Genomic DNA, 13,818 nt, shown 5'->3' on the forward strand with positions numbered 1-13,818 from the left:
TCCCAGCCTAAAGCTTGTAACCGTTACGCTTTATCAGAATAGAAAATATTTTTGATTTTTACCTGACTCTCTAGCTTTTAGAAGTGGGGTGCCATTTCCAGGCAACGGTACATCAAACGTCTTGGCAACCAAAGCAGCCCCAACAATGTAGCTTTCGAGACACAGGTAAGAATGTTGGGGCAAGGGTAAGACAAAGTGTGAGAGATTTAAGCCGACACAGCAAAGATAACTATAAAAGTTGCTAATAAAGCTGTATGGTTGAGTCTGTGATTTACCAGGCACATCTATAACTTTGCTGGACAGGGCAAATTTTAGAAGAGATCGAATTATTGCTAAGGTTGATCCCAGTTAGGTTAGTCAAAGATGCTAACGGTTTAATGTCACTGATTTTATTGTCCTCAAGGTTGAGCTTAGTCAGGTTAGTCAAGGATGCTAACGGTTTAATGTCACTGACTTTATTGTCCTCAAGGTTGAGCCCAGTCAGGTTAGTCAAGGATTGTAGCGGTTTGATGTCGCTGATTTGATTGTTCTCAAGGTCGATCTCAGTCAGGTTAGTCAAGGATTGTAGCGGTTTGATATCACTGATTTGATTGTGGGTAAGGGTGAGCCTATACAGTTTAGTCAAGGATACTAGCGGTTTGATGTCCTTGATTTGATTGTTGTGGATGGAGAGCCGCTTCAGTTTAGTCAAGGATGCTAGCGGTTTGATCTCCTTGATTTGATTGTTGTCGAGGTAGAGCAAAGTCAGGTTAGTCAAAGATACTAGCGGTTTGATGTCCCCGATCAGATTGCTGTCAAGGAAGAGCCCAGTCAGGTTAGTCAAGGATGCTAGCGGTTTGATGTCGCTGATTTGATTGTTGGTGAGGGTGAGCCAATTCAGGTTAGTCAAGGATGCTAGCGGTTTGATATCACTGATTTGATTGTTGGTGAGGGTGAGTGAAGTCAGGTTAGTCAAAGATGCTAGCGGTTCAATGTCCTTGATTTGACTGCTGGTGAGGTAGAGCGAAGTCAGGTTAGCCAAGGATGCTAGCGGTTCGATGTCGCTGATTTGATTGTCGCTGAGGTAGAGCGAAGTCAGGTTAGTCAAGGATGCTAGCGGTTCGATGTCCTTGATTTGATTGCTGTCGAGGGAGAGCGAAGTCAGGTTAGTCAAAGATGCTAGCGGTTCGATGTCCTTGATTTGACTGTCGCTGAGGTAGAGCGAAGTCAGGTGAGCCAAGGATGTTAGCGGTTTAATGTCATTGATTTGATTGTTGTAGAGGGAGAGCGTAGTCAGGTTAGCCAAGGATGCTAGCGGTTTGATGTCCTTGATTTTATTGTTGTAGAGGGAGAGCGTAGTCAGGTTAGTTAAAGATGCTAGCGGTTTGATGTCCCCGATCTGATTGCTGTCGAGGGTGAGTTCCGTGAGACTCGAAAGTTGTCTATCGGCCGCCTCGCACTCAGTAGTTCCCGCTTTCTCCAACAACACCTCAACAGTATGTTTAGTTTCAGGACTCAAAGAAGCCTTTTCGCGACACCAATCAGCAAATGTCCGTCCACTATCGCCCGGTTGGTTCTGCACGACCCATGAGAAAGGTGCATTTCCACTATTTTGCGACTGACTCGATACCACCAACATGAAAACAAGGATTAATAAAATCATAGGGAATAACCTCTGTGGATTTTTATATATTTCCCCATCTAGGACTTGAAAATGCAGAGGGTACGTCAGGAAATGTGACTATCCTGATTGACGACCGGAATCTTAACCCTCTTAAGTCACTCTGGGAAAATAAAAATAAGAGCCACATTTTTAACTGTAGATAGAGCTAGCATTTGAGCGTTTATTTTCTAACAGAATGGCCCAAATCAAGATTTTTGGTAAAAGTCTTATGCTATAAGCCTTCCAGATTATTTTTTGCCTAAAGTGACAGAATAGGGTTAGAAGAGGAATATTGTCAAATTTTGCCAACTGCTGCTTGATGTTGGGCCTGAATCCACGAGCCAAAGCTCGATCGCACTCCCTGCAACCTCGATCGAGATTCTCGCCCCATAGCCCAATTGTAAAGTTTTGTGACAATTTTCATTTGGTAGCTTTAGATACAGAATTGTCTGTTATAGTGATAGAAGAGAAGAAAAAACAAGCCCAACATTAATCTAAAGAATACCGAGGAACCCCCTATGTCTACCGAAAATCAAGCTCGCTCTCTGATGATGCGCCACCACCAACTGGTGAAGAACCGCCAGCAATCCATGCTCAACCGCACCGCCACCGAAGTCGGGATGGAAGATACGCACTACTGGGGTCACATTCAAGGCAAACCGCAGCCCAGCTTTCAAGCTAGCTACGATCGCAGCAACGCCACCATGAGCTAGGGCAAGCTCAATTTCCTCAATTGCCTACGCAGTTATCAAGAAATTGGGTCTAAAACCCCGTCCTTCTAGGACGGCTTTGTATTAAGATGGATGTGCCAAGGTTAAACTCCATCACCATCGTGAAACTGTTAAGACACACTTTTAGGTGTAAAAATTGGGCACAGTGCTGCGAAAACACTTAAAACAGCGAGAGAATCAACGCATTCTCTGTACCAGAAAATACATCATTTGGTTCAAATCAATTAAGTAGGGTAGGGCATACCCGAACTCTAGGTTCGTATCCTAGTACGCTTTTGGAGATAGACCCTCTGGGGTTGCTGTGAATTAGGCTCGTCAATTGGTGTAATTGCACGGTTGAAAAGTTTAAAGATTGCCGAAAGGACATAGTGCTTAAAGGTCAGTCGATGAATTAAGAATCCCTACGCCTTTAGGCTAGGGAGTGTCAAGTCCACTCAAGAACAAGCCCGCAACCTGATGATGCGCCATCAACACGTCGTCAAAAACCGTCAGGAATCCATGCTGAGCCGTGTGGCTGCTGAAGTTGGTTTAGATGCTGGTTCTCCAGCGAGTATCGATCGCAAATAACTCGTTTTTTCAAAGGCGAGATAGTTGAATCGAGTTTGTTCTTTGCCAGCTAAAAATTAATAATGTCAATTACAAAACCGTCGCGACTTCTTCTTGAGTTATAACTCTAGGTTGGAAGCCGCGATTAGTTTTATGGGGAATTGGGAATGGGGAATGGGAAATTGGGTTCAAAAGAATCTAAAATCTAAAATCTAAAATCGTTCGACTGAGCCCTCACGCCGAAGTCTAAAATCTAAAATCTAAAATCTAAAATCTAAAATGGTATAATCCCCTTTCAGCAGATTGAAGGCTACTAGGGAGGTCATCATGTCGGACTGGAAAGAAATTGACGGCGGAGTTACAGCACCCAGAGGGTATAGAGCATCGGGAATTACAGCGGGCTTGAAGCCTTCAGGCTTGCCAGATTTAAGTTTAATTTTGTCAGAGGTAGACGCGATCGCCGCAGGAGTCTTCACAACCTCCACTGTCCGGGCAGCTTGCGTGGACTACTGCCGCCAGCGTTTGCAAGCTAAACCCAGCGCGAAAGCAATTTTGTGCAATGCGGGACAAGCTAATGCTGCTACTGGCGAACAAGGTTTGGCAGATGCCCTCGAAAGTGCCAAATTGTTGGGAGAAGCGCTGAATATTCCTCCAGAATCTATTCTTTTGGCCTCCACTGGCGTCATCGGACAGCGGATAAAAATGGAGCCGCTGAGGGCGGGAATTCCCCGATTAGTTGCTGAGGCATCGGAAACTGGTTCCGATGCGGCGGCTAAGGCTATTTGTACGACTGATTTAGTGCCGAAAACGATCGCCCTGGAAACCATGTTTGGCGATCGACCCGTCCGCATCGGCGGCATTTGCAAAGGTTCGGGAATGATTCACCCAAATATGGCAACAATGCTGGCGTTTGTAACTTGCGATGCAGCAGTGTCATCGCATTTGTGGCAAGAAATGGTGAGTCGGGCGGCTAACAGAAGTTTCAATCAAATTACTGTTGACGGCGATACCAGTACCAACGATTCGCTAATTGCTTTGGCAAACGGCCAATCCCGCACGCCCGCAATTACAGAAATGGGGGCGGATGCTGAAAAATTAGAAGCGATGCTGACAGAAGTTTGCGTGCATTTAGCAAAGGCGATCGCCCGTGACGGCGAAGGTGCAACTTGTTTGGTGGAAGTGCAAGTTAGTGGCGCGCTGGATGAAGTTTCTGCGAGTAAAATTGCCAAAACAATTGTCGGTTCTTCTTTGGTGAAAGCTGCTATTTTCGGACGCGATCCGAATTGGGGCAGAATTGCGGCGGCGGCTGGGCGCGCTGGTGTCGCTTTCGATCAAGAGAATTTGCGGATTCAATTAGGGGATTTTTTGATGATGGAAAACGGACAACCTAAAGAGTTCGATCGCGCTGCTGCAAGTAATTATATGAAAGCCGCTGCGGAGGGGGAATATTTGAAGGCTGATACGGTTTTAATTCAGGTTAGTGTGGGGAATGGCAGCGGTTTTGCGAAAGCTTGGGGATGCGATTTGAGTTACGACTACGTGAAGATTAATGCCGAGTATACGACTTAAATAAGTCCAGGCGGTTACAAGTCCGGGCGGTTAGAAACCGCGCCTACACAAACAAAACCAGACGAGAGAAAGTTGAAGGCAAATTTCCCACAATTTAAACTCAACTTCCCCCCGTGGACAGGGCGGTTTCATTCTCGGTAGGGGCAATCCCCCCGTGGTTGCCCCCATGTCTGAAACGCCTGTGAAATCGTCTGTGGGTGGGGGCGGGCACGGGGAGTAGGGGTCGCACCGCCCCTACAAAAGCCTGATTTTCGTGAGAATGAAACCGCCCTGCCCCCGTGGGGGGAAGTTAAAAAATTTGAAACCTTTACTCACCGAGTTAACCTCAGCTTTTTTGCTCCTCATTTTAAAATCGCTGAAGCCCTTACCAAGATCAGCTTTTTAGGATTTTAACAAAAGAGCGCTAAAAATCTTATTCAGACTAAGTTTCAAGACTTTTTAAGCTTATTATTAATAAGTCTAATATAGCGGTTCTCAAAAAAGTGAGGTATGCCCTATGCCCTATGCCCTATGCCCTATGCCCTATGCCCTATGCCCTATGCCCATGAGTACCTCATATGAGAGATCGAAAGGCTATATAAAGTTTGAAAACACGCCCTAACCAAAACTATCGGAGACAAACACATAGCCACCACCATACCCGACAGCATTATCCACTAATATTAAGCCGTCATTGGTCTGCGGATCGCCACTCTGAGCAAGTCCATAATTCACCACGCGCAACAACCGCTGCGGCGTAAACGATTCCAATTCCACAAAATTGCCGGCTTCCAGCCATGCTAGTTCTTCTGCTGTTAAACCTTGCCTTACAGCGTCGGGTAATTGACGGGCTGTTTGTGCCATTGTTTGAGATTGCTGCACAAACATATCACGGGTTGCTAAGATTTGACGGGGAGAAATTCCCAAATCAAAAATTGTCACCTGTTGATTCGCAAACCAGTTTGGATTAGTTCGCAGTTGATGTACCAAGCCAACTCCAGCAGGGCTCGCATTGTGCAGCGCATAGACTTTTAAATCGGTATTGCGCCGCAGCATTTCAATCACGGTACTGAAGATGCTTTGGGGATAGCCACTAATACTAAGAATCGCGCAGTTGTTTTCAAAATGGACGTTGTTGGCAATGAGGAATTGAGCTATTTCGTCACTGTCACAGATAATTGCGCGATCGAAGCTGTAGGCGCTGACTTCGCGATCGATGGTTGCGGGCAAAGCCTCTTGACGAGCAGCAGGGAGCAGTTTTTCTAATGTGCCGTTTACTGTTTGCCAGTCTCGCAGCCATTTATCGCTTTGCGCTTGATTAACGAGAAATATTTCACCCGTTATCTGTGGGCGTTTTTTTTGTGAAATGCCGAGCCCGTAGGACAATAGACCTAGTGTAGTCGCTACGATGTATCCTGAAGAATAATCAAATATTAGGCTTCCTGAAATGCCCAGCACTAAAATAATTCCCCCTAAAATCTGGAGGTTTTTAGCATTATTTCTTCTGCCACGAATACCTTGAGCAGGAGATTTGCTGTAGTGGAACAATAGCCCTATCCAAATCAAATTGTAGAGAGCGAAGGGAATAACAACTGCGAATTGTGAGGGAAAAAGAGCAAGAGCGAAGTGAAGGCCGAAGATGCCCGCAAATACGCTAAACAAGAAGTAGGTCAAAATCCAACTGGTTTCTGGCGCGCGAGATTTAAGCTTTTGGTCAATAAAATACAAAAACTGTTGGTGCGTAAAAAACAACATATTTTGGCTCGAAATATTTTCGATCGCATTTTTGAAAAAGGGATCGGTGAATGCCAACTTTTTATCAGTGACGGTAGTCGGTTCAAAGACAAACGGATGGTTGCACTGTTTGCAGCGACCTGAGTTGCTTGTACGATCGCTCAAAATGTTGTCTGTTTGACACTGGACGCATTTCATTCCCATTTCGGTTACTCCTGATTGATTTAATGGATTTATTGGTAGTCAGAAACCGGGTTTTTCTCTTGAATACTTGATGACAACGCAGATTTAGCTAAAAACCCGGTTTCTTTGGTTGTGATGTGAGTCTTTTATGAACAGGCAAGATGCCTGTTCCACAAGAGAATTTATTTATTGTGGAACAGGCATCTTGCCTGTTCTTGAGAATGGTGTAACATCTCAGGTTTAAAAGATTTGCCCGTTTAATAAAATAGAATAGTCTTCTCGCTGTCGAATTAATCGATCGCCCTTAGCATCAATCAACACTTCAGCAGGGCGGGGGCGGTGCAGAAAATGTGACGACATCGCATAGCCGTAAGCCCCACTATCCAAAATGGCGATCGCATCTCCAATTTTGAGTTTCGGTAGCCAACAGTTGCGCCCCAAATAATCCCGCGAATAAGTCGTGTTGCCGCAAATATCCGTTTCATGTCGCGATACATCGTCGGTTTCCCAAGTTGCGATCGCCCGATAGCCCCCGTGCACCGCAGGCACCGATAGATTTGATACAGTCGTATCCACGCCGACAATTTGCCTATCGCCCAACCACTTCACCGACACAACTTTCGCAAGCAAAACGCCACAACCTGCGATCGCCGATCGTCCCGGTTCAATCACCAACTCGATAGGGCGAGATAGCGCACTCAATCGTTCAGTAATCGCCGCACCAAACTCCCGCCAGTCAAACACCGCACCGCCTCGATAGGGATAGCCAAAACCACCGCCAAAATCGAGGGTTCGCCAATCGGGCAACAGTTGGGCGATCGCAATTAGGCGATCGATCGCCTGCGTAAAAGCACTCGTGGCGTTAGTTCCAGTCCCCCGATAAAAATGCAATCCAGTAATCCTCAACCCCTGCTGCTGCGCGATTTCGTTGGCTTTCTCAAATTCGGCGGCACGTACTCCAATCCGACTGTCTCCCGTCAATTCCGGTGAATTGAGGCGCAGTCCAATTTCGGCACGGATCGCTCGCGGTTGACTCCCGGAATATTCGCAAAAATCTTGGAGTTGCGACAGACTATCGAAGTTAAATCGATCGATCTTCCACTCGATCAATTGCTGAATATCCGCCCTGTTGAGGTTACTGCCCGTGTAGACAATGCGATCGCTCGTAAAACCCGCTTTCAGTCCCAAAAAAACATCCCCCGGTGTATTCGCGTGTAGCCCCCAACCAGCCTGCTGAATCAATTGCAACAGAGCAATATTGCCGTTGGTGACGCTAGCAAAATGAAACTGAACGTGCGGATAGTCGATCGATCGCGTAATATGCTCAAGGGTTTGATGGAGGATATCGGCCTGATACACATATAAGGGCGAACCATAAGTTGACAAAAGTCGCTTGGCTAATGCTTCGGAGAACGGCGGCGAATGTATTTTGGTTTCATTCTGTAGCAAAGATTCAGTCATATAGAAGAAGTTCGGCAACGGATTTTGTAACGGATGTAACGGATGTTCGGCAACGAATTATTTAACGGATTTAACGGATGTTCGGAACAGGGAAGATTGTAAAATCAACAGTCAACTGTCAACAGTCAACTGTCAACTATCAACAGTCAACCTCCTTCGATATTTCCAAATGCGCTGCCCGATCGCCGGTGGCAACCAAAACACATGATCGAGCGATCGCTTAACCGGAATTTCGCCTAAAACCTCGGTGCGCCATGCCTGCCACATCAGCAGCAACCAGAGATTATTGCCAATATAGCGATCGCGCATTGCAACTCCGAGTTGTCCCGATAACATCGAGTCGGCCAAATGGGGCTGCCAGCAATTTTGCGATCGCAACAGATTCGGATTCAGCCGATCGCCGATCGCAGCCCAAAACTCCCGGTAATACCAAACCTTCAAAGGCACACCCATCCCGCGCTTTTCCCGCCAGACAATTTCCGGCGGCAGCCAGCGTTCGGACGCTTTTTTGAGGATGTATTTTTCGCACGCACCTTGCAGTAGAAGCTCGCCAGGGAGTTGAAACGTCCATGCTGTGAGGTCGGGGTCGCAGAAGGGCGATCGCACCCACAAACCGCAAGCAAACGCCAATGCCGTTGCCCTCGGCTGAATATTTTGGGCACCTTTGAGCATCAGCGAAGCGCGCCGCAGCCTCGCTAGCAGGGAAGGACAGGTTTCGGGATCGATCGCGTCTTGCAGGTAAACGCTCAAATCGTGAGACTGGATGCGATCGAGCATTTCTGGCGAAAAAATCTGTTTTTCATAACCATAAAATCGCTGAAACGTCCGCAAATACTGCTGTTCAAAGGTTTCTCCTCCGGCGGGATGTTCTGCACTGTAAACTCCGTGTGCAATCAAAGGCTTGTTTGTCCATCCAGCAAATAGCTGATCGCCATTCTCGCCATTGAATACAACTCGCACGTCTTGCGCCGCCGCCTGTTTGAGCAAAAACAGTGCAGCCGTCGTGCCGTCTCCATAGGGTAAATCGAGGGCTTTGGCGGTTGGCCCGATCGCGCGCAACACTGCATCACCTGTCGCCGCCACCCGGATCAGCGGAATCTGGAAAAAGTCCGCCACCTGTTGGGCGTAGGGCAGTTCGGAATAGGCTTCGACACCAAAATCGAGGGCATAGGCGCGCACCTGCAAGCCTGCTTTCACTAGCAGCGCCGTCACCAGGGAAGAATCGATGCCACCGGAGAGTAAAACGCCTACGGGTTCGTCGATCGGCAAATCAGCCACTTGTCGATCGATCGCCTGTTGCAACAGCCCTTGCAATTGTGCGATCGCCTCATCCTCACGGCGCAGTAATTGGGGCGCTTCTTGCCAAGCCGATGGCAGCGATTCCCTACGGGATAGCTTCGCCGCGCGTACTTTCGGCAGATCGTTAACATCGGCGATTTCCCAAATCATCTCGCTTCCGGCTGCTACGGATGCAATTTGCTCGATCGGCGTTAACGGCGTGGGCACGTAGGAAAAACAAGCATAACTGTGTAGCGCGATCGGGCTAATTTGAGGGGAAGCCATCAGCGGTAGCAGCAATTGCAGGCGCGTCGCAAACCAAATCGTTTCTCCCAACTGCATCCAATAAAGCGGCACTCGCCCAAACGGATCGCGCCCCAGCCGTAGCTGTTTCGCTTCTACTGCCGCCCAAGCATCTCCCGGTAAATCCGTCGCCCGATCGCGCCCGCAAGCATTCAGCGTCACTGTGTCAGCCGTGAGTACAGATTCAGAGGCGATCGCCCATTCTGATAATTTGCCCTGTCGGATGAAGTATTCAGGCACTAAACGGCTGAGCGTTTTTGTGCGATCGCCCTCTCCCCAGTAGCCTATGAAATGTGAAGGTTTGCCGATCGCACCCATTAGATGTCTCCAATAATTATTGTGGAACAGGCATCTTGCCTGTTCAAAACAGGCTTTTTTGGATAAGTCTATTTAGATATCTCCAATAATCATTGTGGAACAGGCATCTTGCCTGTTCAAAACAGGCTTTTTTGAATAAGTCTATTTAGATATCTCCAATAATCATTGTGGAACAGGCATCTTGCCTGTTCAAAACAGGCTTCTTTGGATAAGTCTATTTATTTCACAGTGAAAGGTTCACTGCTGATGACGCGCCCATCCAGGGACATCCGAACTTCCCATTTGCCTGGGGCTGCAGCAGATCCGAGATCGTAAAAGCAGTGGGTATTCCAAACCGCAGTATCGATCGTGCGAGTTTGATACCTGCCCTGATGAACAATGTCACCGCTGGGATTAATCCAATCGCATTGCAGAGACAACTCATTGCCGATCGGAGCATTTTGCAACGTCACCTGGTAGTAGATGCGGGGATTAATTTGACGGTTGACTTGAGTAAGGCTGTCACCACCTTTTTTCGATAGCGCAATCCTGTCTTCTCCTCCCACAACTTGAGCAGTTTTTTGTTGCTGATTTTGCCCGAACAGTACGCCTATACCGATCGCAGATATGACAACGGCTGTCGTGGCGATCGCGATCCAGCGGTTGCGTCGCTGCTGTTTTTCTAGGGCTTCGCGGCGGCGCATTTGGGCGATCGCATCTTCTAAAAGCTCATCAGGAAGATTCAACTCCTGTAAAATTTCTCTTACCTGATCTGGGGCCAATTCTAACTCGCGCTGCTGGGATAACTTGTCGATTTCAGCGACTACCTGTGCTAATTGAGTTTGAGTGAGTCGAGGTTCCATAGAGTTCACCATTAGTATCTGTAATGTTCTTGCCCACTAGAAAGTTAAATATAGATCCCCTCTCTCTTCTCCAACTCAGCGCCCTCTGCGCTCTCTGCGGTTAAATTACTCATATTATTCAATAAACAGCTCTATAAGTCAATTCATAAAAATCATAACCTTAACCTCATAAAATTCATATTTATAGTCCTGGACGCATCGGGACTCATGGGAAACCGGGTTTTTTTACGAAAAGACGCCTTGCCACCCGCAGATCGGGTAAAAAACCCGGTTTCTTTGCCGGAGTGCGTCCCGCACTGACTTATATAAAATCCAGACTAGGAAACTCTTCTATTTTTTGAAAATCTGTTAAATTAAACTTTGCTGAATCTATCTTTTCCTGGTGGCGATTCAACCAAACTGCATTTAAACCCGCAGCTTTAGCACCGCAATAATCAGCCTTAAAACTATCGCCGATATGCAAAACGTTTTCCGCAATGCAGTTGTGTTTCTGCAAAGCTGCCGTAAAAATTTGAGACTGGGGTTTTGCTGCACCAACTTCGGTGGAAATTGTCACTGATGTGAAATATTCAGCTAATTTTAGTGCTTTTAATACTGCATAAAGTCGCGAATCGAAATTCGATACTACTGCTAATTCAATCCCTTGTTGCTGCCACCTATTTAATGCTGGCAATACGTCGGGATAGACGAACCAAGGTTCGGCGGTGGCAAAATGAGCGTAGAGTTCGGCAAAGAATTTGGGAAAGTCTGAGAATTGATTGAAAACGCCTGCTATTTGAAAAGCGTTCGCGCAAACTGCTTGCCACCATTCAAATTCTAGCTGGGGAATTTTGGCTAATTCTATTCCGGGAAATGCCATCGGATTTGAGTCGGCAAAACTTTGGAAAAATGCTGCATTTAACTCTTCGTTAGAAACAGTTACTCCCCAACTGCGGGCCAATTTTCCGTAGACTTCGCCGACGCTGCCGCGCACGTCAAATAGCGTCCCTGCGGCATCTAGAAAAATAATTTGGGTCATTTGAGAATAAAAAGGGAAGAGGAAAGAGGACTTATCGCACATCCGGTTGCATCGGAATGATTTAACCACAGAGGACACAGAGAACACAGAGGAAGAGAAGAGAAGAGAAGAGAAGAGAAAAGAGATTTGAGTAATTCCTTCTTTGTTTTTCCTTTTTCCTTCTTCCTTCTAATTAGTTGTTTGCGGATTCACTACACCAGAATGATTGGCAATGTTGGCCGCAGGTTCAAATCTGCCTCCTAAATATTTGGCTAGAAATTCTTCGGCGATCGCATAAAAGTGCAGGCGATTTTCTGGCCGCGCAAATCCGTGTCCTTCGTCTGTATAAAGCACGTATTCTACAGGTTTGCCGGCTTGCTTCATGGCATTGACAATTTGCTCGCTTTCTGCTTCTTTCACTCGCGGGTCGTTGGCACCTTGGGCGATTAGTAAAGGTTTCTGGATGCGATCGACAAAAGATAAGGGGGAGATCGATTTCAGAAACTCTGGTTCTGTTTCCAAATTGCCGACGCGGTGATACAGACTTGCTTTTCTCGGTTCCCAGTAAGGGGGAATAGTTTGCAGGAGTGTAATCAAATTGCTTGGCCCGACAATATCGACGGCGCAGGCAAAAACATCGGGACTAAAAGTCAATCCGACTAAGGCGGCATAACCACCGTAAGAACCGCCCATAATCGCAATTTTATCCTGTAGGGCAATTCGTGTTTCTACCAGCCAATTAACCCCATCTAGCAAGTCGTCGTGCATTTTAGCGGCCCATTCGCGATTGCCGGCATTGAGAAAGGCTTTGCCGTAGCCGTTGGAACCGCGAAAATTGATTTGCAAAACGGCGTAACCTCGGTTTGCCAGCCATTGGGCTTGTGGGTTGTAACCCCAGGTATCGCGTCCCCAGGGGCCACCGTGAACAAGCAAGACTGCAGGTACGGGTGTTGAGACACCAACCGGTTTTGTCAGGTAGCCGTGAATCGTTAAACCATCTCTTGCGGTGTAAGAAATGGGTTCCATTGATGATAGCGGTAGCCCTTCGAGTTTGGGTTTGTTGCTGAACAGAAAGGTGAAGGTTTTGGAGGCGCGATCGAACGCATAGTAGTAAACTGGGCCGTCGTCTGTCATGTAAGCGACTAGCCAAGTGGTATCGGCGAGGTTGCGGCTGGTAATGGAGAATTCGCCGGGGCGAAATTTGCCGAGATCCTCAAAATCCTCTGCTATGCTTTGGTCTAAAATCTGCCACTCTTGCTTGTCCTTGTAGAAGGAAACCGCCTGAATCTCTCGCTTGGTGGGGTGTACGACAATGCCGCCGACATCGTATTCTGGGTCAGAGGCGAGATCGGTTTCTTGTTTGGTTTCTAAGTCGAGTGCGATCGAACGTTGGGCGTTAGCATCGTGATTGCCGATGATGTAAAGAATTTTGCCGTTTTCTGAGAACATGACGGCACCGCCTTCGTCGTCGGGGCCCCAGCTTCGCAGGCTTTCCCAAGACTTGTCCGCAGTTTCCCTCCATAGCAATTCTTTACCGCCCTCGGCAGTTGTGGCTGTGGCCGCCCGCACTTGAAATTGGGCGTCAGCAGCCCAATTGACGATGTTTCCTGGGTTGTCGGTGTCGAGTTCAACGGCACCGTTTTGCAGGTTGATGCGGTAAAGATCGTGTTTGCGCCGATCGCGGATGTTCATTCCCACTAATATTTCATTGGGGAAGTTGCGGTCAAGGGCAATCAGATGAGCTCGAACACCTTGAAAGGGTGTCAAGTCGCGCACCAGGTTTGACTGAATATTGACTGAGAATAAATGCCATTTTTCATCACCATCAATATCTTGCTGATAAATGAGATATTCGTCGCTGTATGTCCAGTAAAAGATGCGGATGCCCCGTTTTTTATCTGCTGTCAGTTGGCGATCGTCTGCTTGACCGACGGTACGCAATTGCACTTGCAAAACGTTGTTTTCATCGGGTGCAATGTAGGCGAGATACTTGCCGTCTGGTGAAAGTCGGGGGCTAGTTTTTTCGGGATTTCCGAACAGAATTTCCCGCTCGATTAACGGTGGAAGTTCTGTTTTTGGCTGTTGAATTGTAGGAGTTTGCATTTTTTATTGTACCTAATATTTTCTATTGGAACGGGCAAGATGCCCATTCCACAATAATATTGAATTTTTTGGGAACGGGCAAGATGCCCATTCCACAAGAATATTGAATTTTTTGGGAACGGGCATCTTGCC

General features: G+C 47.2%; 10 protein-coding genes. 2 read left to right on the forward strand and 8 right to left on the reverse strand.

The genetic code is table 11. The annotated features are described in order from the left end of the window. Window positions 1-271: 271 nt before the first annotated feature. A complete protein-coding gene (locus tag QT990_RS17720; protein ID WP_333143786.1) occupies window positions 272-1,642 on the reverse strand; it encodes a leucine-rich repeat domain-containing protein in 1,371 nt (456 codons plus the stop codon). Window positions 1,643-1,937: 295 nt separating this feature from the next. Then, on the reverse strand, window positions 1,938-2,066 hold the full coding sequence (locus tag QT990_RS17725; protein ID WP_333143785.1) for a hypothetical protein: 129 nt from the start codon (window positions 2,064-2,066) through the stop codon (window positions 1,938-1,940). A 94-nt stretch (window positions 2,067-2,160) separates the two neighbouring features. Here QT990_RS17725 and QT990_RS17730 point away from each other — a divergent pair, with 94 nt between their 5' ends. Further along, the gene (locus tag QT990_RS17730) at window positions 2,161-2,355 is read left to right on the forward strand and encodes a hypothetical protein (protein WP_006631905.1); all 195 of its coding nucleotides are present in this window, start codon (window positions 2,161-2,163) and stop codon (window positions 2,353-2,355) included. 891 nt (window positions 2,356-3,246) lie between these two features. Beyond that, the gene (argJ, locus tag QT990_RS17735; RefSeq protein ID WP_333143784.1) at window positions 3,247-4,488 is read left to right on the forward strand and encodes a bifunctional ornithine acetyltransferase/N-acetylglutamate synthase; all 1,242 of its coding nucleotides are present in this window, start codon (window positions 3,247-3,249) and stop codon (window positions 4,486-4,488) included. 597 nt (window positions 4,489-5,085) lie between these two features. Here argJ and QT990_RS17740 read toward each other — a convergent pair. From QT990_RS17740 to QT990_RS17765, 6 genes are all read right to left on the reverse strand, one after another. Continuing rightward, window positions 5,086-6,399 carry a hypothetical protein gene (locus tag QT990_RS17740; protein ID WP_333300756.1) on the reverse strand — a complete coding sequence of 438 codons (1,314 nt, stop codon included), beginning with the start codon at window positions 6,397-6,399 and terminating at the stop codon, window positions 5,086-5,088. Between the two features lie 225 nt (window positions 6,400-6,624). After that, window positions 6,625-7,845, reverse strand: coding sequence for a decarboxylase (locus QT990_RS17745; protein WP_333143782.1), 1,221 nt, complete (start codon window positions 7,843-7,845; stop codon window positions 6,625-6,627). Window positions 7,846-7,977: 132 nt separating this feature from the next. Beyond that, the gene (locus tag QT990_RS17750) at window positions 7,978-9,744 is read right to left on the reverse strand and encodes an asparagine synthetase B family protein (RefSeq protein ID WP_333143781.1); all 1,767 of its coding nucleotides are present in this window, start codon (window positions 9,742-9,744) and stop codon (window positions 7,978-7,980) included. A 218-nt stretch (window positions 9,745-9,962) separates the two neighbouring features. After that, window positions 9,963-10,586, reverse strand: coding sequence for a DUF3859 domain-containing protein (locus QT990_RS17755; RefSeq protein ID WP_333143780.1), 624 nt, complete (start codon window positions 10,584-10,586; stop codon window positions 9,963-9,965). Window positions 10,587-10,887: 301 nt separating this feature from the next. Continuing rightward, complete coding sequence (locus tag QT990_RS17760; protein WP_333143779.1) at window positions 10,888-11,604, reverse strand: HAD-IA family hydrolase; 717 nt, start codon at window positions 11,602-11,604, stop codon at window positions 10,888-10,890. A gap of 168 nt (window positions 11,605-11,772) precedes the next feature. After that, the gene (locus tag QT990_RS17765) at window positions 11,773-13,686 is read right to left on the reverse strand and encodes a S9 family peptidase (protein ID WP_333143778.1); all 1,914 of its coding nucleotides are present in this window, start codon (window positions 13,684-13,686) and stop codon (window positions 11,773-11,775) included. Window positions 13,687-13,818 lie beyond the last annotated feature (132 nt).

Origin of the sequence: Microcoleus sp. T3_B1 (genome assembly GCF_036700445.1) — a bacterium.
In the GTDB taxonomy this organism is placed as follows: Bacteria; Cyanobacteriota; Cyanobacteriia; order Cyanobacteriales; family Microcoleaceae; genus Microcoleus.